Source organism: Mycobacterium simiae (assembly GCF_008370645.1).
Classification (GTDB): Bacteria; Actinomycetota; Actinomycetes; order Mycobacteriales; family Mycobacteriaceae; genus Mycobacterium; species Mycobacterium simiae_A.
Genome location: NZ_VTZN01000014.1, coordinates 14,337 through 35,599, shown reverse-complemented (window position 1 = coordinate 35,599; position 21,263 = coordinate 14,337). Strand labels below are relative to the sequence as shown.

Sequence of the window (21,263 nt, the reverse complement as noted above, 5' to 3'; positions counted from 1 at the left end):
TATGTTGGCTGGCGTGCGGCGAACGGAGTTCCACGATCGGGTCACCCTTCGATTCGGCGTTGCTTACGGCGCCTCGGTGCTGGTGGACCACGTGTTGAGCGGCTTCGGTGGCCGTACCGCAGCCCAGGCGATCGAGGACGGAGTCGACCCCCGTGACGTGTGGCGGGCGCTGTGTGCGGACTTCGACGTTCCGCGCGATCAGTGGTGATATTGCTCGGATCGAACGTGCACCCAGGGCGATCCCGCGCGGCGTGTCGTCACCGTCAGCGCACGCTAGAGCGGGCAGTCGCCGCATTTCGATCCGGCAGGCGCGCGGTAGCAGAGGCAACAGCTGCGACGCCTGAAGCCCAGTCCGGTGAGCACGCGCTCTGGGGACGGCGAGACGCGCTCGCCGACGGGTTCGGGCAGCCTGAGCTGCGCCGCGTCGTCGGCGCGCTGCAGCTCGCTCAGGTCCGGCACCATGCCGTGACCCAACACGCACGCGAGCACGGGCGACCACAGCCGGGCCGCGTGGCCGAGGTGGACCAGGGAGGCGCCGACCCGCGGCTCGGTGCGGTAGTGCTGGACGGTTGCGTCGATCAAGTCCGCGAAGCCAGCGGCGTACGACTGGCTGACCGGATGCCATCCGGCTGCCGCGCCGCGTCCGGTCCACGCGAAAAAGCCACCATACGAGGATATTTCGGATAATTCCGCGGAGATGTCCATGTGTTCTTCGGTAGCTGATAATGCCGCGTCCGGCGTGTCAACTTGAGTCGAACAGATGTTCGGCTACTGTGGTGGGCATTCGGAGATGTCGACTTGTCGGTGGCCTTCTCTAGTGTCACAGCCAACCGACCGATACCGGTCAACCGAACACCGACTATAGGAGAGGCACCATGGCGCAAGTCCCCGACCGTGAGAAAGCTCTCGAACTGGCGATGGCCCAGATCGAGAAGAGTTATGGCAAAGGCTCGGTGATGCGCCTCGGCGACGAGGTGCGTCAGCCGATTTCAGTCATTCCGACCGGGTCCATCGCCCTGGATGTCGCCCTGGGCATCGGCGGCCTGCCGCGTGGCCGGGTGGTGGAGATATACGGCCCGGAATCCTCGGGTAAGACCACCGTGGCACTGCACGCGGTGGCCAACGCCCAGGCCGCCGGCGGTGTCGCGGCGTTCATCGACGCCGAGCACGCGCTGGATCCCGAATATGCCAAAAAGCTCGGTGTGGATACCGATTCTCTGCTGGTCAGCCAGCCGGACACCGGCGAACAGGCACTCGAGATCGCCGACATGCTGATCCGCTCGGGCGCGCTCGACATCGTGGTCATCGACTCGGTGGCCGCGCTGGTGCCGCGCGCGGAACTCGAAGGCGAGATGGGGGACAGCCACGTCGGCCTGCAGGCCCGGTTGATGAGCCAGGCGCTGCGGAAAATGACTGGTGCACTGAATAATTCGGGAACCACGGCGATCTTCATCAACCAGCTCCGGGACAAGATCGGGGTGATGTTCGGATGTGGGTCCTGGTACACCAACGTCATCCTGGCCGACGGATCGACTGAGAAGCTCGGCAAGATTGTGAATCAAAAGATGGACGTCGAGGTCTTGTCATACGACTTCGAATCCGGACAAATTGTGCCGCGCAGGGTCACCAATTGGTTTAACAACGGGAAAACGGAAGAGTTCCTGCACTTCAAGGTTGATCGAGCAGGAAGCGGGACGGGACGTGGGCATGCCAGCCTGGCGATGACTCGCAACCATCTCATTCGAACCCCTGTTGGCTGGCGCGAAGCTGAAGACATAGATGTCGGCGATCGAGTGATGTTGGCACAGCCGCGTCTGCTCAGTGATCAGCAGTGGGAAGTTGTGCTGGGTTCGCTGATGGGCGATGGTTGTCTATCCCCGCCAGTTCGACAGGATTCCGAGAGCGCGCGGCTCCGCATCGGACACGGAGCGCAGCAGTCGGCCTATCTTGATTGGAAAGTCTCTCTGCTGGGAAACATCTCGCACAGTCGCACCGTTAACGGCAAAGGCGCAGTGTTCGTCGACTTCTCCCCGCTCGCGGAACTCCATGAATTGCGAAGCGCGGTGTATTTGGGAGATGGAAAGAAGTTCCTCTCCGAGGAATACCTCAAGGGGCTCACCCCATTGTCGTTAGCGATCTGGTACATGGACGACGGTTCATTTAGCCTCCGCTCCAAGGGCCTGCAACAGCGCACACAAGGGGGAAGTGGGCGAATCGAGATCTGTGTTGAGGCGATGAGCGAAGGTTCGCAAGTGCGGCTTCGTGACTATCTGCACGACACCCACGGCCTCGATCTGCGACTTCGGAAGGCCGGCGCGGCCGCCAAGGCAGTCTTGGTGTTTTCTACCGCAGCTACTGCGAAGTTTCAGCAACTAGTGGCGCCCTACATGGCGCCATGCATGGCGTACAAGCTATTACCGCGGTTTCATGGCCGCAGCATAGTGACGCCACAGTTCGTTGAACCAACGATGGAACTAATGCCGGCTCGTGTCACCGAGATTGAATCAAAGAATGATTACCCCATCATGAGTCGCTTCGATATCGAGGTCGAGGGGTCGCACAATTATTTTGCGGACGGAGTGATGGTGCACAATTCACCCGAGACGACAACCGGCGGAAAGGCGCTGAAGTTCTACGCCTCGGTCCGCATGGACGTCCGGCGGATCGAGACGCTCAAGGACGGCACCAACGCGGTCGGCAACCGCACCCGGGTCAAGATCGTCAAGAACAAGGTGTCGCCGCCGTTCAAGCAGGCCGAGTTCGACATTCTCTACGGCAAGGGCATCAGCAGAGAGGGCTCGCTGATCGATATGGGCGTGGACCAGGGCTTTATCCGCAAGTCCGGGGCCTGGTTCACCTACGAGGGTGAGCAGCTGGGCCAGGGCAAGGAGAATGCCCGCAACTTCTTGATGGAGAACGCCGACGTGGCTAACGAGATCGAGAAGAAGATCAAGGAAAAGCTTGGCATTGGCGCAGTGGTGACCGATGACCCCGCAAATGGCGATGTCTTGCCCGCCCCCCTCGACTTCTGAGCCCTCCCGCGAGGAGCAGGCGCGGGCGTTGTGCCTGCGCCTGCTCACCGCGCGAGGACGGACCAGGGCCGAGTTGGCTGGCCAGCTTGCGAAACGCGGATACCCCGACGAGACCAGCAACCGGGTGCTGGATCGGCTGGCGGCTGTCGGCCTGGTGGACGACGCCGATTTCGCCGAACACTGGGTGCAGTCCCGGCGAACCAACGCGGGAAAGAGCAAGCGCGTGTTAGCCGCCGAGTTACATACCAAGGGTGTCGACAACGACGTGATCACTGCGGCGCTTGCCGGAATCGATGCCGGTGCCGAGCGAGCGCGGGCCGAGCAGTTGGTACGGGTCAGGTTGCGGCGTGAGTCGCTGGGCGACGACGAAACTCGGGTCAGCCGCCGGCTGGTGGGGATGCTGGCCCGCCGCGGGTACAGCCAGACGGTGGCGTGTGAGGTGGTCGTCGCTGAGTTGGCCGCCGAACGGGAGCGCCGGCGGGTCTAGGCGGGTCGCAGCGCGGACCGGCCGGTCGCCGTACCATGGCCCCGTGACTTCGACGGTGGCGCAACACGCCGAGGCTCCGGACAGGGCCAAAATCGCCGCGCCCGCAGCGGCGCGCACCTATCAAGTACGCACCTACGGGTGCCAGATGAACGTGCACGACTCCGAGCGGTTGGCGGGTGTGCTGGAAGCCGCCGGCTACCGGCGTGCGGCTGAGGGCTCAGGTGTTGAAGACGCCGATGTTGTGGTCTTCAACACCTGCGCGGTGCGCGAGAACGCCGACAACAAGCTGTACGGCAACCTCAGCCACCTGGCTCCGCGCAAGCGGGCCAACCCGGACATGCAAATTGCAGTCGGCGGTTGCCTGGCCCAAAAGGATCGCGACGCCGTGCTGCGCAGGGCGCCCTGGGTCGATGTCGTCTTCGGCACCCACAACCTGGGGTCGCTACCTACGTTGCTCGAGCGGGCTCGGCACAACAAAGTCGCTCAGGTCGAAATCGCCGAGTCGCTGCGGCAATTTCCGTCATCGCTGCCAACTGTCCGCGAATCCGCTTATGCCGCTTGGGTTTCCATCTCCGTTGGGTGCAACAACAGCTGTACCTTCTGCATTGTTCCGTCGCTGCGAGGCAAAGAGATCGACCGCAGCCCGGCCGACATCCTGGCCGAGGTTCAATCGCTGGTGGATACTGGTGTGCTCGAAGTCACTTTGCTGGGCCAAAACGTCAACGCCTATGGGGTGTCGTTCGCCGACCCCGCACAACCCCGCAATCGGGGCGCCTTCGCCGAGCTGCTGCGCGCCTGTGGGCGTATGCCAGGACTCGAACGGGTCCGGTTCACCTCCCCGCATCCCGCCGAGTTCACCGACGACGTGATCGAGGCGATGGCGCAGACACCCAACGTCTGTCCTGCGCTGCACATGCCGCTGCAATCCGGCTCGGACCGGGTTTTGCGGGCGATGCGGCGGTCCTACCGTGCCGAGCGCTACCTCGGCATCATCGAGCGGGTTCGCGCCGCGATGCCGCAAGCCGCCATCACCACCGACCTGATCGTGGGATTCCCCGGTGAGACCGAGGAGGACTTCGCGGCCACCCTCGACGTGGTGCGCCAGGCTCGATTCGCGGCCGCGTTCACCTTCCAGTACTCCAAACGCCCTGGCACGCCGGCCGCCGAACTCGATGGGCAGTTGCCCAAAGCCGTTGTGCAGGAACGTTATGAACGGCTGATCGAGCTGCAGGAGCAGATCTCGCTGCAGGGAAACAGAGCCGTCGTCGGGCAGACCGTCGAGGTGCTGGTTGCTACTGGTGAAGGACGCAAGGACATCCGCACCTCGCGGATGAGCGGACGAGCACGTGACGGACGGTTGGTTCATTTCCGTGCGGGTGACCAGCAGGTGCGACCCGGCGACGTCCTTACCACCACGATCACCGACGCGGCTCCGCACCATCTCATCGCTGACGCTGACATTCTGACCCATCGCCGTACCCGCGCCGGCGACGCTCATGCCGCCGCACAGCGGTCGCCTGGTGTCGGCCTGGGCATGCCGGGTTTCGGGCGGCCCGACGTCGCGCCGGAACCAATCGGGTGCCGAACTATGGTCCAGTGAACGGAGAAGTTGACATGGCCGATTTCGACGCCTACCGGTCCGAGATTGAAGCGGCGGAGCGCCGGGTTGCCGGCGCGATAGAGCCAGGCATCAGAGCGTTCATCGTTGCGATCCTGGTGTTTGTTCTGCTCGGATCGTTCATCTTGCCGCACACCGGCAGCGTGCGGGGATGGGACGTGCTGTTCAGCAGCCATGGCGCTGCCGCCGCCGCGGTGGCCCTACCCTCGCGGGTTTTTGCCTGGTTGGCGCTGATTTTCGGGGTCGGCTTCTCCATGCTGGCACTGATGACTCGCCGGTGGGCGTTGGCCTGGACGGCGTTGGCGGGCTCGGCGCTGGCCAGTGCCACCGGGCTGTTGGCTGTTTGGTCACGCCAGACCGTGGCCGCCGGGCACCCCGGTCCGGGGATCGGGCTCGTCGTCTCGTGGATCACCGTGATGCTGCTGACATTCCACTGGGCCCGCGTGGTATGGCAGCGCACCATCGTGCAACTCGCCGCGGAGGAACAGCGTCGCCGCTACGCTGCAGAGCAACAATCCAAAACCTTGTTGGACAGCGTGGACAATCCTGACGCGCCACGCGACGGCTCTGCCGCCACCGATGGGGCCCGCTAGGACCTACGAGTTAGTGCGTGGGCTGCAGCGTCGGCCCACTGCCGCCATTGTTCGGCGTTCGCATTGGCCTCAGCGGCTTCCTTGGTCTTGCCAGCTGCGGCCGCCTTCGCGGCCTGCTGCTCGAACTGCTCTGCACGGGAGCGGAATTGCTCGGCGCGGGCTTGAGCCTGGGGATCCGACCAATCCGATTCGCCGCTATCACGTACTTTCTTTTCGACCGCGCGCAGCCGGCGCTCCAACTCGGCGGACCGTTCCCGCGGCACTCGCCCGATCGCGTCCCACTTCTCGGTGATCGTGCGCAGCGTCGTTCTGGCAGCGTCGTGATTAGTGGTGTCGAGTGATTCTGCCTGGGCCAGCAGCGCTTCTTTGGCGGCGGCATTGGCCCGCAACTCGGCATCTTTTTCCGCTGTCGCGGCATTGCGGGCGGAAAAGAAGCAGTCTTGCGCGGCTTTGAAACGCCGCCACAAGGCGTCGTCGACATCCCTGCTGGCTCGTCCCGCGGCCTTCCAGTCGGTGAGCAACTTCCGGAACTCCGTACTGGTGGCGGTCCAGTCCGTCGAGTCGGACAATTCCTCGGCGCGTTCGCAGAGCCGTTCTTTGGTCTGCCGGACACCAGTGCGCTCCCGGTCGAGTTCCGCGAAGTGGGATCCACGTCTACGGTTAAAGGTCTCCCGCGCTGCCGAGTACCGCTTCCACAGCGCGTCGTCGACCTTGCGGTCCAGACCGGTGATCGTCTTCCATTCGTCGAGGATGGCCCGCATCCGGTCGCCGGCGACCTTCCACTGGGTTGAGTTGGCCGCCAGCTCCTCAGCTTCGACGGCCAATGCCTCCTTGCGCGTGGTCTGCGCGGCTCGGTGCTCTTCGCGTCTGGAGCGATCCGCGGCGGCCACAGCGTCGGCCTGCTCGCGAAGGCCGGTCAATCTCTGCGTCAGAGCATCGATATCGCCAAGCACGCACGCTGTCAGCAATGTTTCGGCCAGGGCTATCGCGTTGGCTTTAATCTTGCGAGCATCGCCGGTACCGGACGCCAGCCGCTCTTCCATCAGGGTGACTTCGGTGCTCAGGTCATCGAATCGTCTGCCGAAATGCGCGAATGCCGCCTCCGGGTCGCCGGCCTGCCAAGAGCCGACGATGCGTTCGCCGGCCGATGTGATCAGCCACACCGTGCCGTCGTCGTCAACACGTCCGAAGCGGTGCGGATCGCTGGGTGGGGGAGTTGCGACCGGGTGGCCGGCAGGCCGCGACATCGGCCGCGGACCCGGCCGCGGTCCGGGCCGGGGCACCGGTCCTGGAATCGGTCCCGGAAGCGGTGGGTGCAGATCGTTGCCCTGGGACTCATCCGCCTTCATGCGCTTGTCACCTGCCTTTTGCACCCTTCGCGCGGTCGATATCCGCGCGCCTGCCGCGCGAAGCGGCACCCGTACAGTCGGTTGTCTGATGGGGCCATAAGCCGTCACCTGACTTTGCGACCGGTTCTAACAGTATTGAAGCAGCTTGCGAGGCTGTGCGTGGCCGCCTTCCTATCACCAGTGCTTCTTCGACCACCAGGCGTACAGCTGGTCGAGGTTGGGTCCCTGTGGATCTCCCTGGGCCCTGGCACCGTTTTCGACAAAGGGTCACTTTGTGATCAAGCGCACAACAGCCATTATTAAACAGCAACGGCGTAACCAATCGTTCATCTGCCAGTTATCGGGCGGCCGTCGGAGGGAGCTCACCGTGGCAAATGTCGGAGTGGCGACGTTGCTGGCACTGGGCGCTGCGTTGCTGGCAGGCGTCGGCTATGTGGTCCTGCAGCGCTCAGCCCAGCAGGTCACCGACAAGGTAGTCGGGCACGTTACGTTGTTCCATCTCTCACTGCGCCATGCCCAGTGGTGGATGGGTAGCTTGGCGGCGCTGGGCAGTTTCGGTCTGCAGGCAGTGGCGCTGACCATGGGTTCGGTGGTGCTAGTGCAGTCTTTGCAGGCCACCGCTTTGCTGTTCGCGCTGCCGATCGATGCCCGCCTGACCCATCGTCGGTGCACTGCAAAGGAATTGGCGTGGGCGATGCTGCTGGCTGGCGGGGTGGCGATCTTGGTCCTGGCGGGTGATCCGACGGCGGGCTACGCCCGCGCCCCACTGTCGTCCTGGGTCATGGTTGCCATCGTCCTGGTCCCGGCGGTAATCCTCTGTGTGGTGGGTGCCCGGGTCTGGTCGGGTCCGTTATCGGCGGTCCTGCTGGCGTTGGCGTCGTCGGCGTCATTGGCTGTATTTACCGTGCTGACCAAAGGGGTGGTGGCCGAGCTCGGCAAAGGATTCGAGCCGATGTTTCGGTGTCCGGAGTTTTACGTCTGGATTGTGGTCCTGTCGATCGGACTGATGCTTCAGCAATCGTCGCTGCGGGCCGGTTCGCTGACGGCCTCGTTACCGACGATAACCGTGGCCAGACCGGTGATCGCGTCAGTTCTGGGAATCACCGTGCTCGGCGAGGTCCTGCATGCCGGTGAGGGGCAGTTGGTCACGTTGGCCGCGACGGTGGCGGTGGTGATTGTTGCGACGCTGGCGTTGGCTCGCGACGCGGCCGCTATGATGGCGGCACCCGCCAGTGAGCTGGATGTTGCTGGCCGCCTTATGGTCTCTTGATAAAAGTCGCGGCCGCTCGAAGCACCCGCGATCACCCCAGCGACGGATAACGGTTCGGTTGCCGTTAAGCGCGCCCCCATGACGACTTCCGCTGGCCCGGTAGCGTGGCGGGAACATCGACTGTTCGGCGGAAAGCGGCCGCATGAGACGGATAGATCGATGGCACCCTTGTCGCAGCTGCTACGGGCTCGGCCAAGTTCGGGTGCGTGGGCAGCGCATACAGTGGTCAGTGAACTACCAGCGAACACCAGGTGTACTTGCGGCTGACCCGGGGAAACGCTGGTGGCGAGCTGGGATGTGGAGGGTCGGGCATGTCCAAGGTCGAGATTGCCGCCGTAATCGCCTTGTGCGCGGCGCTGGCATCGGCGGCTGGTGACGTAATCCGCCAGCGGTCGGCGCAGGAAATCACCGACAAACAGGTCGGGCATCTGACGCTGTTCGGCATGTCGTTGCGCGACGGCCGTTGGTGGTTGGGCGGCATGGCAGCGGTCCTCAACTACAGCCTGCAAGCCCTGGCCCTGGCGTGGGCGTCGGTGATGCTGGTGACAGCCCTGCAGGTGACCGCGTTGCTGTTCGCGTTGCCGATGTACGCGCGATTTGCCCATCACCGGATCACCCGCTGGGAGTGGCTATGGGCCGTGGTGCTGGCAGCCGCTTTAGCAGTGGTCATCATCGTCGGCGACCCCAGAGCGGGCCACCCGCGCGCATCGTTGGGAACCTGGATCATCGTCGGCGCGATCATGGGCCCGATTTTGGTGGGGTGTGTGCTAGCGGCGCGCGTGTGGTTGGGGCGCCCCCAAGCGGCGGTGCTGCTGGCGGTGGTATCGGGTTCATCACTGGCGCTGTTCGCCGTACTGACCAAGGGAGTTGTCGAGGTCGCCGAAGAAGACCTGGGCGCGGTGCTGCGTGCGCCAGAGTTCTACCCCTGGCTAGTGGTGGCGTTGGCCGGGATGATCTTCCAGCAGTCGGCTTTTCGCGCTGGGGCGCTAACCGCCTCGCTACCGACGATGATCGTGGCAAAGCCCGTGGTGGCCACGGTGTTGGGGATCACCGTGCTTGGCGAGACGCTGGCAGCCAGTGGCCCGGAAATAATTGTGCTGGTTCTCGCGGTGGCGGTGGTTATCACTGCGACTGTGGCGCTGGCCCGGGGCGAGGCCGCGACAATGGTTGGTCTGAGTGGGCGCGACGCGGTACGAGAAGTGCGGTTGGTCAACGGCATGCCCGGTAGCCAGGCGGGTCATGGCGCTGATCCCGTGATAACCGTAGATGGCCCGGCGTTGGGATCGTCCTCCGCGTAAGCCTGATCGATCCTGCCGGGTCAGCCTCGTTGACACGTTAGTTTGATGGCGTGTTAAGCGCGATCGCGATCGTTCCGTCCGCACCGGTGCTCGTTCCCGAACTCGCCGGAGCGGCTGCCGCCGAGGTGGCCGACCTGACAGCGGCGGTGATGGCGGCGGCTGCCGTACTGCCGCCGCGCTGGGTGGCTGTCGGAGCGGGCCGCGCCGACGAGGTAGTCGACTCCGATGCGGTTGGTACTTTCGCGGGCTTCGGCGTTGACCTGCGGGTACGACTCTCGGAGCGCGGCGATGGGCCGCCGCTGCCGGCCGTGCTGCCCCTGTGTGCGCTGATGGCGGCCTGGATACGGGGCCAAGCAAAGTCGGCGGCTACTGCCCAGGTGCGCGTTTACGCCGCCGACCACGATGCCGACGCCGCGGTGCGGCGTGGTCGCGGGCTGCGTGCCGAGGTCGACGCGGTGTCTGATCCGATCGGCGTGCTGGTCGTCGCCGACGGTGTCAACACCCTGACTCCCAGGGCCCCAGGCGGTTTCGACCCCAGCGGCGCCGGCGCGCAGTTGGCCCTCTACGACGCGCTGGCCACTGGCGATGTACCGGCCCTCGCCCAGTTGCCCAGTTCGGTTCGCGGGCGGGTCGCGTTTCAGGTGTTGGCCGGGCTCAGCCGAGCCGGGCCGCGAATGGCCAAGGAGCTTTATCGGGGGGCGCCCTATGGAGTCGGGTACTTCGTCGGGGTTTGGCAGCTGTGAGGGCAGCCGTGCGACCGCTGACGATTATCGGTCCGACGGGAACCGGCAAATCGCAACTGGCGCTCGACGTCGCTGAGCGGCTCGCCAGTGAGGTAGATGTAGAAATCGTCAACGCCGACGCGATGCAGCTATACCGGGGCATGGACATCGGAACCGCGAAACTGTCTGTCGCCGAGCGCTGCGGAATCCCGCATCATCAGCTCGACGTCCTCGACGTGACTCAAACGGCGACGGTCGCCCGCTACCAGCAAGCCGCGGCCGCCGACATCGAGGCGATCTTGGCCCGCGCAGCGTTGCCCATCGTGGTCGGCGGTTCCATGCTCTATGTTCAGTCGCTGCTCGATGACTGGTCATTTCCAGCAACCGATCCAGTAGTGCGCGCCAGCTGGGAACAGCGTCTTGCCGAGGTCGGGGCGGAGGAGCTGCACGCCGAGCTGGCTCGCCGTGACCCGGCCGCAGCCGCCGTGATCTTGTCCACCGATGGCCGGCGCACGGTCCGTGCCCTTGAGGTGGTCGAGCTCAGCGGGCAGCCGTTCGCCGCGTCCGCGCCGCGCATCGGCACGCCTCGATGGGATACCGCCATCGTCGGGTTAGATTGTGACACCGCGATTCTCGATGAGAGACTGGCTCGTCGGACCGACGCCATGTTCGACCAGGGGCTGGTTGAGGAAGTGCGCGCGTTGCTCGGCGAGGGCCTGCGGGACGGGGTCACCGCCTCGCGCGCGCTGGGATACGCCCAGGTGATCGGGGCTTTGGATGCCGGCGGCACCTCCGCCTTAGTGCGAGACGCGCGCCAGCAGACTTACCTGGGCACTCGCCGCTATGTGCGACGGCAGCGATCCTGGTTCCGTCGCGACCACCGCGTGCACTGGCTGGATGCCGCCGCAACTGCCGGCACCACCGAGGCCGCCGTGCGGGTGTGGCGAGACGTAACCTGATCTGGTGATCTTCGCCAAGGGCCACGGCACCCAGAACGATTTCGTGTTGCTGCCCGACATCGAAGCCCGGGTAGTGCTTTCAGCTGCCCAAGTGGCCGCATTGTGCGATCGCCGCCGTGGTTTGGGCGCCGACGGGCTGCTGCGGGTCACCACAGCCGACGCCGCGATGGCGGCCGGTGTGCTGGACCGATTGCCTGCCGGTGTCGGCGCCGCCGACTGGTACATGGACTACCGCAACGCCGACGGGTCGACTGCGCAGATGTGCGGCAATGGTGTACGGGTGTTCGCCCACTACCTGCGTGCCAGTGGGTTGGAACACCGCGAGGAGTTTGTCGTCGGTTCGCTGGCCGGCCCGCGACCGGTGACCGTGCACCATGCAGACCAAACCAACGCCGACGTCACCGTCGATATGGGCAAGGCCAACCGGCTGGGGGAAGGGAAAGCTGTGGTGGGGGGCAGGCGATTCAGCGGGCTCGCTGTCGACGTGGGCAACCCGCACCTGGCATGCCTTGACCCGCACTTGACCGCAGCGGGTCTTGCGGCACTGGACGTTGCTGCCCCAGTGCAGTTCGACCACGCGCAGTTTCCCGGCGGCGTCAATGTCGAGGTGCTGACCGCGCCAGCCGGTGGGGTGATCTGTATGCGTGTTCATGAACGCGGCGTGGGTGAAACGCGTTCGTGCGGCACCGGCACCGTGGCTGCCGCAGTCGCTGCGTTGGCGGGGACGGGAGCAACAACGGGCACGCTCACCGTGCGCGTGGCCGGCGGTGACGTCATAGTGACGATCACCCATGCCACCAGCTTCTTGCGCGGCCCGTCGGTGCTCGTGGCAACCGGTGACGTTAGTGGGGAATGGTGGCATGCCCAGCAGCGTTAATTCAGGTGCACGTCACCGATTCAACGTGCACTATTGCTAATTGCCTATGAAACATCCCGAATTCCCACACCAAGACCCCTTAGGGCCCAGCGCCGGCGAACTTGCGCTCGAAGACCGATCGGCGCTGCGCCGGGTCGCGGGCCTGTCGACCGAGCTGGCCGACATCACCGAGGTCGAGTATCGCCAGCTGCGCCTGGAGCGCGTGGTGTTGGTGGGCGTGTGGACCGACGGCAGCGCCGCCGACAACCAGGCCAGCCTGGCCGAGCTGGCGGCGCTAGCAGAAACCGCCGGCTCGCAGGTCCTGGAAGGTCTCATCCAGCGCCGCGACAAACCTGACCCGTCAACCTATATCGGGTCCGGCAAGGCCGCCGAGCTCCGCGAGGTGGTGCTGGCGACCGGTGCCGACACTGTCATCTGTGACGGGGAGCTTTCCCCAGCCCAGCTGACCGCGTTGGAGAAGGCCGTCAAGGTCAAGGTCATTGACCGCACCGCGCTGATCCTCGACATCTTCGCCCAACACGCCACCAGCCGGGAAGGCAAGGCGCAGGTGTCGCTGGCCCAGATGGAGTACATGCTCCCGCGGCTACGCGGCTGGGGTGAATCGATGTCGCGGCAGGCCGGTGGCCGCGCCGGCGGTAGCGGCGGTGGCGTGGGACTGCGCGGCCCTGGGGAGACCAAAATCGAGACTGATCGGCGGCGTATTCGCGAGCGGATGGCCAAGCTGCGACGCGATATTCGAGAGATGAAACAGGTTCGTGATACCCAGCGCAGCCGCCGGTTGCACAGCGATCTGCCGGCGATCGCGATCGTCGGCTACACCAACGCCGGCAAGTCCAGCCTGCTCAATGCGCTGACCGGGGCCGGGGTGCTGGTGCAGGACGCGTTGTTTGCCACGCTAGAACCCACCACCCGGCGCGCGGAGTTCGATGATGGTCGGCCATTCGTGCTAACAGACACCGTCGGTTTCGTGCGCCACCTGCCCACCCAGCTGATCGAGGCGTTTCGCTCCACGCTGGAAGAGGTGGTGGACGCCGATCTGTTGGTGCACGTCGTCGACGGTGCTGACCCGAACCCACTGGCCCAGATCAACGCGGTTCGTCAGGTGATCGCTGACGTGATCGCTGGCTACGGGGCCACCGACGGAGATTCGCCGCCGGAGCTGCTGGTGGTGAACAAGGTCGACGCTGCCAGCGATCTGGCGTTAGCCAAATTGCGTCACGCGCTGCCCGGCGCGGTATTCGTCTCGGCCCGCATTGGAGACGGTATCGATGCGCTGCGGCAGCGGATGGCCGAGCTCGCCGTTCCCGCTGATACCGCCGTGGATGTATTGATCCCGTACCACCGGGGCGATCTGGTGGCCCGCGTTCACGCGGACGGACGAGTGCAGGAGGCCGAGCATCAGCCGGAAGGCACTCGGATCAAGGCGCGGGTGCCCGAAGCCTTGGCGGCTAGCCTACGGGCGTTTTCTGCGGCCGCATCCAGGGTGCAGGCCTAACGCCGGGCTAACGCTGCCGACCAACCGTCTGGTTGGTATATGTTGGGCAGCAGAGTTCTCTTCGCCGGAGGTTAGCCATGGGCAGTGCCATCAAGTATCAGCGCACTCTGTTCGAACCCGAGCATGAGTTGTTTCGCGAGTCCTACCGGGCCTTCCTCGACCGTCACGTAGCGCCATGCCACGAGGAATGGGAAAGAGCAAAGATCGTCGACCGCGGGGTATGGCTGGAGGCCGGCAAGCAGGGGTTCCTCGGCATGGCAGTGCCTGAAGAGTACGGCGGCGGCGGTAATCCCGACTTCCGGTACAACACCATCGTTACCGAGGAAACCACCGCCGGTCGCTACAACGGCATCGGCTTCGGCCTGCACAACGACATCGTGGCGCCCTACCTGATGGCACTGGCCACCGACGAGCAGAAGCAGCGCTGGTTACCCAAGTTCTGCACCGGTGAGCTGATCACGGCAATCGCGATGACCGAGCCGGGAACCGGCAGTGACTTGCAGGGCATCAAGACCCGTGCAGTCAAACACGATGATCACTATGTACTGAATGGTTCGAAGACGTTCATCACCAACGGGATCAACTCCGACCTGGTGATCGTGGTGGCTCAAACCGATCCGGACAAAGGCGCCCAAGGGTTTTCGCTGCTCGTCGTCGAGCGCGGCATGGAAGGTTTCGAACGCGGCCGCCATCTGGACAAGATCGGGCTGGACGCCCAAGACACCGCCGAATTGTCATTCACCGACGTGCGGGTTCCCGTCGAAAACCTGCTCGGGCAGGAGGGCATGGGATTCATCTACCTGATGCAGAACCTGCCGCAGGAACGAATCTCGATCGCCGTCATGGCTGCCGCGGCTATGGAGAGCGTGCTGGCAGACACGTTGGAATACACCAGAGAGCGTAAGGCATTTGGCAAGCCGATCGGCAGCTTCCAGAACAGCCGGTTCGTGCTGGCCGAGCTGGCCACCGAGGCCACCGTGGTGCGGATCATGGTCGACGAGTTCATTGCGCTGCACCTGGAGGGCAAGTTGACGGCCGAACAGGCGGCTATGGCCAAGTGGTATTCCACCGAGAAACAGGTACACCTGGTCGACCGCTGCTTGCAGCTGCACGGTGGCTACGGCTACATGCGCGAATACTCGGTGGCTCGCGCTTATCTCGATGCGCGGGTGCAGACCATCTATGGCGGCACGACAGAAATCATGAAGGAGATCGTCGGCCGCAGTTTGGGCGTCTAGCCGGCGGGACCGTTTACCCGTACGCTTCGTGTGCATCGTGGGCCCTGCGCAGCAGCGCACCCAACTCTTCTTCCTGACTGATCTGTGTGCGCTGTTTCGTTGGGAGCGAGTCGATCTCGCGTTCGGCAGCTAGCAGTGCGGCGAAAATCTTCTCGCGTTCGGCGGGGTCGGTCTCGTAGTGCAGGTCCAGATACTCAAGCGCGTGCCGCCGTGCCCGGGCAACGACGTTCTGCCTGCGCCCCCGCACCCAAAACAGCGATGCCGCAGTGGTGATCAACAGGACGACGACGATCACCGTCAACGACGCCTTAGTGCTGATTTCCACGACCGGTACCGGCCGGCCATGGTTGATAATGGGAATGTTGTTGTCGTGCAATGCTTCCAGCATCAATTTGACACCGATGAAACCAAGAATCGTCGCCAGCCCGTAGGACAAATAGATCAGCCGGTCCAGCAGATTGTCAATGAGGAAGTACAACTGGCGCAGGCCCAACAACGAGAATGCGGTTGCGGTGAACACCAGGTAGACGTTTTGGGTCAGACCAAACACCGCGGGTACCGAATCGAACGCGAACAGCACATCGCTGCCGCCGACCGCGATCATAACCAGCACCAACGGCGTCATGACCCGGTTTCCGTTCTCCGTGATGAATAATCGGTCGCCGTCGTAGTTTTGGGAGGTCCGCAAGAATCGGCTGGCCAGCCGGATGACCAGGCTGTCGGCGCTACGGCGTTCTGCGTCTGCAGGTTTGGCAAGGTTGCCCGCCAGGACCAGCAGGGTCAAGCCGAACACGTAGAACGCCGAGTTGAAGTTTTCGATAAACGCCGCCCCAAGGAGGATGAAGCCGGTGCGCGCCACCAGAGCGAAAGCGATGCCGAACAGCAGCACCTTCTGCTGAGCGACCCGTGGCACCCCAAAGCTGCTGACAATGACCAGGAATACGAACAAGTTGTCGACGGATAGGGCCTCGTTGCTCAGGTAGCCCGCGAAGTATTCGATGCCCATGTTGGCACTGCCGAAGATGACTACCCCAGCACCGAACAGGACCGCAATCCCGATGTAGAGCGCCGACGAGAGCGCCGACTCCCGCAGCGTCGGCACATGGGTCTGTCGAACGTGGAAGACGTAATCGAACACCATCAGGGCCGCGATCACGACGATCGTGAGGATCCAGTCAAGTCCGGAACCACCCATCTCAGCTGGGTTTCCTCTCCCGGGTCGGTCGGGCTCAGTTGTTCGGCACGGTAGCCTAATCCGGATGCTGGCCGCACTGCAGTTTCTTGCGACACGAGTGCGTCTCGGCATCATTTTGGAATCAGCTGCGTATCCGTTTTTGTAATATTCATGATTTGACTTCGCATTTTGCGTTCGCTAAAGCAAAGTAATGCGAGCCCGGCAACGACGCGGATCGTAGCTGGGGATGGCCCAGGGTGGGAGGATCCACCGGCTCGCGGGGCCGGGCAGGGCGGCGGCTGGGAGGCTTGGTGAACGGGCAGAGAGGTCAATTGAGCAGGCTGGTTGGGCGGGCGTTGCTGAGCTTGGCGGCTACGGCAGTGGCCGTGGTACTGCTGGCGCCCACTGCGGCGGCATCCCCCATAGGTGATGCCGAGGCCGCCATGATGGCCGCGTGGGAGAAGGCTGGTGGCGACACGTCGACGCTGGGCGCCAGGAAGGGTGACGTCTACCCCGTCGGCGATGGGTTCGCCCTGGACTTCGACGGTGGCAAGATGTTCTACACCACCGATACCGGCGCCAAGTACTTGTATGGCCCGATTCTGGCCAAGTACGAGGCACTGGGCGGCCCCGCCGACAGTGATCTGGGTTTTCCGGCCATCAATGAAGTCCCGGGCCTCGCCGGCCCGGACAGTCGGGTAAGTACGTTTGCCGCCAGCGACAGTCCCGTCATTTTCTGGACGCCCGACCACGGCGCGTTCGTCGTACGCGGCGCGATGAACGCCGCGTGGGACAAGCTCGGCAGCTCTGGGGGCGTCCTGGGCGCGCCGGTGGGAGATGAAACATACGACGGCGAGGTGACGTCGCAGAAGTTCACTGGCGGCGAGATTTCTTGGAATCGGAAAACCAAGGAGTTCGCGACCAACCCGGCGGTGCTGGCTGATCAGTTGAAGGGCTTGCAGGTGGCGATCGACCCCACCGCGGCCATCAACATGGCCTGGCGTGCTGCCGGCGGCGCCGCCGGCCCGCTGGGCGCCAAGAAGGGGGCGCAATACCCGATTGGCGGTGACGGTATCGCCCAGGACTGCGTCGGCGGCAAGATCTTCTTCAGCCCGGCAACCGGCGCGAATGCCGTCGAGGGCGAAATCCTGGCGAAATATGAGTCGCTGGGTGGGCCGGTCAGCAGCGATCTCGGTTTCCCGGTCGCCAACGAGTCCGATGGCGGATTGGGGCCCACCAGCCGGATCGCGACCTTCTCGGCAGCTGACAAGCCGGTGATCTTCTGGACGTCCGACCACGGCGCCTTTGTTGTGCGCGGAGCCATGAAGGCCGCCTGGGACAAGCTCAAGGGAGCCACCGGCAAGCTCGGTGCGCCGGTCGCCGACCAAACTGTCGACGGGGATGTGGTGTCCCAGAAGTTCACCGGAGGCAAGATCTCCTGGAACCGCGCGAGTAACACCTTCAGCACCGATCCGGCGAACTTGGCGCCCTTGCTATCCGGCTTGCAGGTGTCCGGACAGAATCAGCCCAGCACGTCGGCGGCTCCGCCGCATGGCAAGAAGTTCACCTGGCATTGGTGGTGGCTGGTGGCCGCCGTACCGGTGGTGGTGCTGATGGTGATGTTTGTGCTGGTGGTGCTGGGTGTGCGTCGGCGCCGCACCGGCCGCACCGCAACGACATACGAGCAGGATCTTGACCGCGAAATGGAGCCTGGCTACGGGGCCGAAGGTGGGCACTGGCCACAAGACGAGACCGATTTCGGCTCTGAACGCTTCCCACTTGACGACCAGCCGGATCGTCTGGCGCCCGATGCCGGGTTCGCCCAACGTCTCGGCTGGCCCAACGCCGGGGGCGGTGCTGGCGCGGCGCAGTATGCCCGTGGTAGCAGGGGATACGGCAGCGATGTGCCGCCCAGTTCCGACGAGGGCTTTGAGTTTGAATTTGAAGAGGTGGACCCCGACGCGGTGGACACCGCGCCAACGCCCGTCGTGTTGCCGGCCGACCTCGAGGAGGCAGCGGTTCCGGAGCCCGTCGTCCCGGAAACCGTGGCGACAGAAACCTTCGGTGTTCCAGAAAGCTATGTGCCGGAAACTGCGGTTCCGGAGGCAGTGACTGCAGAGACAGACATCGCGGAAACCGCAGTGTCCGATGCTGCGTTCCCGGACATTGTCGCGCCGCACGTTACCGCTCGCGATGCTGGCCGTGCTTTTCCAGAAGCCGGTCCGGAAGCCGTCCCGGAGGCAGTGGCTCCCCGCGGCAGAGCGGGTCGGCACGCCGCGGCGGAGCCCGAAGAGTACGACCAAGCTCCGGTCTCGCTGGACGCCACGGACGCGGCTCACGCGCCCGCAGCCGGCCCCGGCCGGGCTGTGCGACCAACGATCCACCTGCCCCTAGACCACGACCCGTACCAGGCCCCGCAGGGATATCCGATCAAGGCCAGTGCGCGCTTCGGCTTGTATTACACGCCGAGCAGCGCGCTGTACTACGACACGCTTGCCGAAATTTGGTTCGCCAGCGAGGAGGCCGCGCAAGCCAACGGTTTCATCAAGGCGGACTGACCGGGGTCGGTGCTATATCTTGCGGATCACGGTGACGACCTTGCCCAGCACCGTAGCCTCGTTGCCTGGGATCGGATCGAACGCCGGGTTGTGGGGCATCAGCCAGACTTGACCTCGGGCGCGCTTGAAGGTCTTGACGGTGGCCTCGCCGTCTAGCATTGCTGCCACGATGTCGCCGTTTTCGGCGACGTTCTGCTGTCGCACGACCACCCAGTCGCCATCGCAGATCGCGGCTTCGACCATCGAGTCGCCGACCACCTTGAGCAGAAACAGCGTGCCCTCGCCGACGAGCTCGCGGGGCAAGGGGAACACATCCTCGACAGCTTCCTCGGCCAGGATTGGGCCGCCGGCCGCGATGCGCCCAAGTACTGGCACAAAGGTGGGCTCGGGTAATGCGTCCGAGCCAGCGACCTCGGTGGCCGGTGCCGGTGTCACGACGTCGTCGACACCGCGCACATCGACGGCACGGGGACGGTTCGGATCGCGGCGCAGGTAGCCTTTGCGTTCCAGTGTGCGCAGTTGGTGGGCCACCGAGGACGTTGACGTCAGGCCGACGGCGTCGCCGATCTCGCGGATGCTCGGTGGATATCCGCGATTGGTGACCGACGTGCGAATGACGTTCAAAATAGTGCGCTGCCGCTCAGTCAAGGCCGCGCCGCCGTCGCTGCTGGCAACCGGGATGTCGTTGCTGTGGCTCATGGCACTGAATGTAGCCGCACCCTGACCAAGAATCAAACATTTGTTCGACGGCGTGTTGCACCCAGGGCGCGCGACCGGAGCCGGTCCGAAACGTTGGGCAGAGTCGATGTCGGTGGCGTGGTCTAGCGTTGCGCTCGAGGCGACACGCTTCGATCAAATGTTCGGATGTCGAACACATAAGCGAGTAGTGTGTCGAACACACGAGCGACAACCCTTCGGTCGGAGGACTCAACATGACACTCATGCAGGCGATCCCGCCACGCACTTGCCGCAGCGTGCGGGGGCCGGTCAACGGGCCGGTCCCCGCGTCCGTCCCGAGCCAGGGCAAGCTGGCTTCCGCGCGGCGGCCCGGGCCGTCGCGGCCGGTCGGTGCCCCGCTGCGTTACCGGGGCACCGGTGTGGCGATTTCGAGGGCGCCGCACCGTCGCCGTCCCGTCCCGCTCGCGACCACGGTGGGTCTGGCGCTGTTGGCGGGGCTGGTCACGTTCTGGCTGGGCTTGGTAGCGCATTTCGGGGCGATGGTCAGCGGTGGCTTCGCCGATTCGCCGGCCCCGGTACCCGACAAGCTTGCCGTGGTGCGGGTGGAGGCCGGGGAGTCGCTCTCGGACGTCGCGGCTCGGGTCGCGCCCGACGCGCCGGTTAAGCAGGTTGTCGACCGCATCCGCGAACTGAACGCCCTGGATTCGTCGTCGCCGGCCGCGGGGCAGACATTGATCGCGCCAGTCGGCTGACATCATGTTTCGCGGCGAAAGCGGCTCCACGACAACGTCCCTCGGGCACCTCGGGTTCCTTGAGTTCCTTGGGGTTGAGCACGCGTGGATTGCGACGGCGTTGGCAGTGCGGCGAGGCGCGCAGGTACTCTCGGAGAGGTCCGAAATACCGGGACGTCGAGATGGCGAAGGAGCGGCCATGCACTGCCCGTTCTGCCGGCATCCCGATTCCCGCGTCATCGACTCGCGGGAAACCGATGAAGGACAAGCTATTCGCCGTCGCCGATCGTGCCCGGAGTGCGGGCGGCGATTCACCACGGTGGAAACCGCGGTCCTGGCTGTAGTCAAACGCAGCGGTGTCTCAGAGCCGTTCAGCAGGGAAAAGGTGATCAGCGGGGTGCGCCGGGCATGCCAGGGGCGGCACGTGGACGACGACGCGTTGAACCTGCTTGCCCAGCAGGTGGAGGACACCGTACGGGCCGCAGGATCGCCGGAGGTGCCCAGTCACGAAGTCGGTTTGGCCATCCTTGGGCCGCTGCGTGAACTTGACGAGGTGGCTTACCTGCGGTTTGCGTCGGTGTACCGGTCATTTTCGTCGGCCGAGGATTTTGAGCGCGAGATCGAGGCGCTACGCGCGCACCGCAACGTGTCGACTGCACCCTGATTCGGCGAAGCCCGGCTAGGATTCCATCCGTGTCTGCGGAGTTGCACCCCGAACTCAAGGAGCTCGCGCCCCTGCTGGGAACCTGGGTGGGCCGCGGTTCGGGCGACTATCCGACGGCCGAGCCCTTTGAGTACTTCGTGGAAGTCGTGTTCTCCCATGTGGGTAAGTCGTTTCTCGTGTACGGGCACAAGACCAGGGCGGCCGACGATGGCAGGCCGTTGCACGCCGAAACGGGGTACCTGCGTGTGCCGCAACCGGGTCACGCTGAGTTGGTTCTGGCTCATCCGAGCGGCATTGCCGAAATTGAGCTGGGCAGGTATTCAGTGGATCACCACGACGTCGTCCACGTCGATTTCGCCACCACTTCCATCGGATTGACCCCCACCGCTAAAGAGGTGACCTCGATTGCCCGCTCCTTCCGCTTCGCGGACGACAACTTCTCTTACTCGTTGCAGATAGCCGCGCTCGGGCACCCGCTTCAGTATCACACTGCCGCAGAATTACGTCGTCAACCCTGACA

Annotated in this window: 20 protein-coding genes; 16 read left to right on the top strand and 4 right to left on the bottom strand. The window is 64.5% G+C overall.

Features of this window, described 5'->3' with window-relative positions; genetic code table 11:
• Window positions 1-13: 13 nt before the first annotated feature.
• Window positions 14-208, top strand: coding sequence for a DUF3046 domain-containing protein (locus F0Q45_RS04270; RefSeq protein WP_444875253.1), 195 nt, complete (start codon window positions 14-16; stop codon window positions 206-208).
• Window positions 209-273: 65 nt separating this feature from the next.
• Here the strand turns inward: F0Q45_RS04270 and F0Q45_RS29015 are convergent, their stop codons facing one another.
• On the bottom strand, window positions 274-705 hold the full coding sequence (locus F0Q45_RS29015; protein WP_262490863.1) for a (2Fe-2S)-binding protein: 432 nt from the start codon (window positions 703-705) through the stop codon (window positions 274-276).
• A 170-nt stretch (window positions 706-875) separates the two neighbouring features.
• On the opposite strand from F0Q45_RS29015, the gene recA reads away from it, so the two are divergent.
• The 4 genes from recA to F0Q45_RS04245 are packed head-to-tail and all read left to right on the top strand — an operon-like array spanning window position 876 to window position 5,730.
• The gene (gene recA, locus F0Q45_RS04260; RefSeq protein WP_149652742.1) at window positions 876-3,032 is read left to right on the top strand and encodes an intein-containing recombinase RecA; all 2,157 of its coding nucleotides are present in this window, start codon (window positions 876-878) and stop codon (window positions 3,030-3,032) included.
• A complete protein-coding gene (gene recX / locus F0Q45_RS04255; RefSeq protein ID WP_149652760.1) occupies window positions 2,998-3,519 on the top strand; it encodes a recombination regulator RecX in 522 nt (173 codons plus the stop codon). The genes recA and recX overlap by 35 nt, the downstream gene beginning before the upstream one ends.
• 43 nt (window positions 3,520-3,562) lie before the next feature.
• A complete protein-coding gene (miaB, locus tag F0Q45_RS04250) occupies window positions 3,563-5,119 on the top strand; it encodes a tRNA (N6-isopentenyl adenosine(37)-C2)-methylthiotransferase MiaB (RefSeq protein WP_149652741.1) in 1,557 nt (518 codons plus the stop codon).
• Window positions 5,120-5,133: 14 nt separating this feature from the next.
• Window positions 5,134-5,730, top strand: a complete 597-nt coding sequence (locus F0Q45_RS04245) for an Rv2732c family membrane protein (RefSeq protein WP_149652759.1) — start codon at window positions 5,134-5,136, stop codon at window positions 5,728-5,730.
• Here F0Q45_RS04245 and F0Q45_RS04240 read toward each other — a convergent pair.
• A complete protein-coding gene (locus tag F0Q45_RS04240) occupies window positions 5,727-7,079 on the bottom strand; it encodes a DUF349 domain-containing protein (protein ID WP_149652740.1) in 1,353 nt (450 codons plus the stop codon). The genes F0Q45_RS04245 and F0Q45_RS04240 overlap by 4 nt on opposite strands.
• A 367-nt stretch (window positions 7,080-7,446) precedes the next feature.
• Between F0Q45_RS04240 and F0Q45_RS04235 the strand changes: the two genes are divergently transcribed.
• From F0Q45_RS04235 to F0Q45_RS04205, 7 genes are all read left to right on the top strand, one after another.
• The gene (locus F0Q45_RS04235) at window positions 7,447-8,349 is read left to right on the top strand and encodes a DMT family transporter (protein ID WP_149652739.1); all 903 of its coding nucleotides are present in this window, start codon (window positions 7,447-7,449) and stop codon (window positions 8,347-8,349) included.
• A gap of 311 nt (window positions 8,350-8,660) precedes the next feature.
• Window positions 8,661-9,647: a DMT family transporter gene (locus tag F0Q45_RS04230; protein ID WP_188112782.1), complete on the top strand. Its 987-nt coding sequence runs from the start codon at window positions 8,661-8,663 to the stop codon at window positions 9,645-9,647.
• Between the two features lie 50 nt (window positions 9,648-9,697).
• Complete coding sequence (locus F0Q45_RS04225) at window positions 9,698-10,390, top strand: hypothetical protein (protein WP_149652738.1); 693 nt, start codon at window positions 9,698-9,700, stop codon at window positions 10,388-10,390.
• Between the two features lie 8 nt (window positions 10,391-10,398).
• The gene (gene miaA, locus F0Q45_RS04220; protein WP_149652758.1) at window positions 10,399-11,328 is read left to right on the top strand and encodes a tRNA (adenosine(37)-N6)-dimethylallyltransferase MiaA; all 930 of its coding nucleotides are present in this window, start codon (window positions 10,399-10,401) and stop codon (window positions 11,326-11,328) included.
• A gap of 4 nt (window positions 11,329-11,332) precedes the next feature.
• Window positions 11,333-12,205, top strand: coding sequence for a diaminopimelate epimerase (gene dapF / locus F0Q45_RS04215; RefSeq protein WP_149652737.1), 873 nt, complete (start codon window positions 11,333-11,335; stop codon window positions 12,203-12,205).
• A 46-nt stretch (window positions 12,206-12,251) separates the two neighbouring features.
• Complete coding sequence (gene hflX / locus F0Q45_RS04210; RefSeq protein WP_149652736.1) at window positions 12,252-13,700, top strand: GTPase HflX; 1,449 nt, start codon at window positions 12,252-12,254, stop codon at window positions 13,698-13,700.
• A 77-nt stretch (window positions 13,701-13,777) separates the two neighbouring features.
• A complete protein-coding gene (locus F0Q45_RS04205) occupies window positions 13,778-14,938 on the top strand; it encodes an acyl-CoA dehydrogenase family protein (protein WP_149652735.1) in 1,161 nt (386 codons plus the stop codon).
• Between the two features lie 13 nt (window positions 14,939-14,951).
• On the opposite strand, the gene F0Q45_RS04200 is transcribed toward F0Q45_RS04205, so the two are convergent.
• Window positions 14,952-16,133: a TerC/Alx family metal homeostasis membrane protein gene (locus F0Q45_RS04200; protein ID WP_149652734.1), complete on the bottom strand. Its 1,182-nt coding sequence runs from the start codon at window positions 16,131-16,133 to the stop codon at window positions 14,952-14,954.
• Between the two features lie 290 nt (window positions 16,134-16,423).
• Here F0Q45_RS04200 and F0Q45_RS04195 point away from each other — a divergent pair, with 290 nt between their 5' ends.
• Window positions 16,424-18,670 carry an LGFP repeat-containing protein gene (locus tag F0Q45_RS04195; RefSeq protein ID WP_149652733.1) on the top strand — a complete coding sequence of 749 codons (2,247 nt, stop codon included), beginning with the start codon at window positions 16,424-16,426 and terminating at the stop codon, window positions 18,668-18,670.
• A 12-nt stretch (window positions 18,671-18,682) separates the two neighbouring features.
• On the opposite strand, the gene lexA is transcribed toward F0Q45_RS04195, so the two are convergent.
• Window positions 18,683-19,369: a transcriptional repressor LexA gene (gene lexA / locus F0Q45_RS04190; protein WP_149652732.1), complete on the bottom strand. Its 687-nt coding sequence runs from the start codon at window positions 19,367-19,369 to the stop codon at window positions 18,683-18,685.
• A 233-nt stretch (window positions 19,370-19,602) separates the two neighbouring features.
• Here lexA and F0Q45_RS04185 point away from each other — a divergent pair, with 233 nt between their 5' ends.
• The 3 genes from F0Q45_RS04185 (at window position 19,603) to F0Q45_RS04175 (ending at window position 21,261) form a co-directional block, all read left to right on the top strand.
• Window positions 19,603-20,100: a LysM peptidoglycan-binding domain-containing protein gene (locus F0Q45_RS04185; protein ID WP_149652731.1), complete on the top strand. Its 498-nt coding sequence runs from the start codon at window positions 19,603-19,605 to the stop codon at window positions 20,098-20,100.
• Window positions 20,101-20,278: 178 nt separating this feature from the next.
• On the top strand, window positions 20,279-20,743 hold the full coding sequence (nrdR, locus tag F0Q45_RS04180) for a transcriptional regulator NrdR (protein WP_149652730.1): 465 nt from the start codon (window positions 20,279-20,281) through the stop codon (window positions 20,741-20,743).
• A 29-nt stretch (window positions 20,744-20,772) separates the two neighbouring features.
• Window positions 20,773-21,261, top strand: coding sequence for a peroxynitrite isomerase (locus F0Q45_RS04175; protein ID WP_149652729.1), 489 nt, complete (start codon window positions 20,773-20,775; stop codon window positions 21,259-21,261).
• Window positions 21,262-21,263: the final 2 nt, after the last annotated feature.

Bases quoted from the DNA above. Each gene is read 5' to 3' on its own strand.
- F0Q45_RS29015 (WP_262490863.1), bottom strand. From the start codon at position 705: ATGGACATCTCCGCGGAATTATCCGAAATATCCTCGTATGGTGGCTTT.
- recA (WP_149652742.1), top strand. From the start codon at position 876: ATGGCGCAAGTCCCCGACCGTGAGAAAGCTCTCGAACTGGCGATGGCC.
- recX (WP_149652760.1), top strand. From the start codon at position 2,998: ATGGCGATGTCTTGCCCGCCCCCCTCGACTTCTGAGCCCTCCCGCGAG.
- F0Q45_RS04245 (WP_149652759.1), top strand. From the start codon at position 5,134: ATGGCCGATTTCGACGCCTACCGGTCCGAGATTGAAGCGGCGGAGCGC.
- F0Q45_RS04240 (WP_149652740.1), bottom strand. From the start codon at position 7,079: ATGAAGGCGGATGAGTCCCAGGGCAACGATCTGCACCCACCGCTTCCG.
- F0Q45_RS04230 (WP_188112782.1), top strand. From the start codon at position 8,661: ATGTCCAAGGTCGAGATTGCCGCCGTAATCGCCTTGTGCGCGGCGCTG.
- hflX (WP_149652736.1), top strand. From the start codon at position 12,252: ATGAAACATCCCGAATTCCCACACCAAGACCCCTTAGGGCCCAGCGCC.
- F0Q45_RS04205 (WP_149652735.1), top strand. From the start codon at position 13,778: ATGGGCAGTGCCATCAAGTATCAGCGCACTCTGTTCGAACCCGAGCAT.
- F0Q45_RS04200 (WP_149652734.1), bottom strand. From the start codon at position 16,133: ATGGGTGGTTCCGGACTTGACTGGATCCTCACGATCGTCGTGATCGCG.
- lexA (WP_149652732.1), bottom strand. From the start codon at position 19,369: ATGAGCCACAGCAACGACATCCCGGTTGCCAGCAGCGACGGCGGCGCG.
- F0Q45_RS04185 (WP_149652731.1), top strand. From the start codon at position 19,603: ATGACACTCATGCAGGCGATCCCGCCACGCACTTGCCGCAGCGTGCGG.
- nrdR (WP_149652730.1), top strand. From the start codon at position 20,279: ATGCACTGCCCGTTCTGCCGGCATCCCGATTCCCGCGTCATCGACTCG.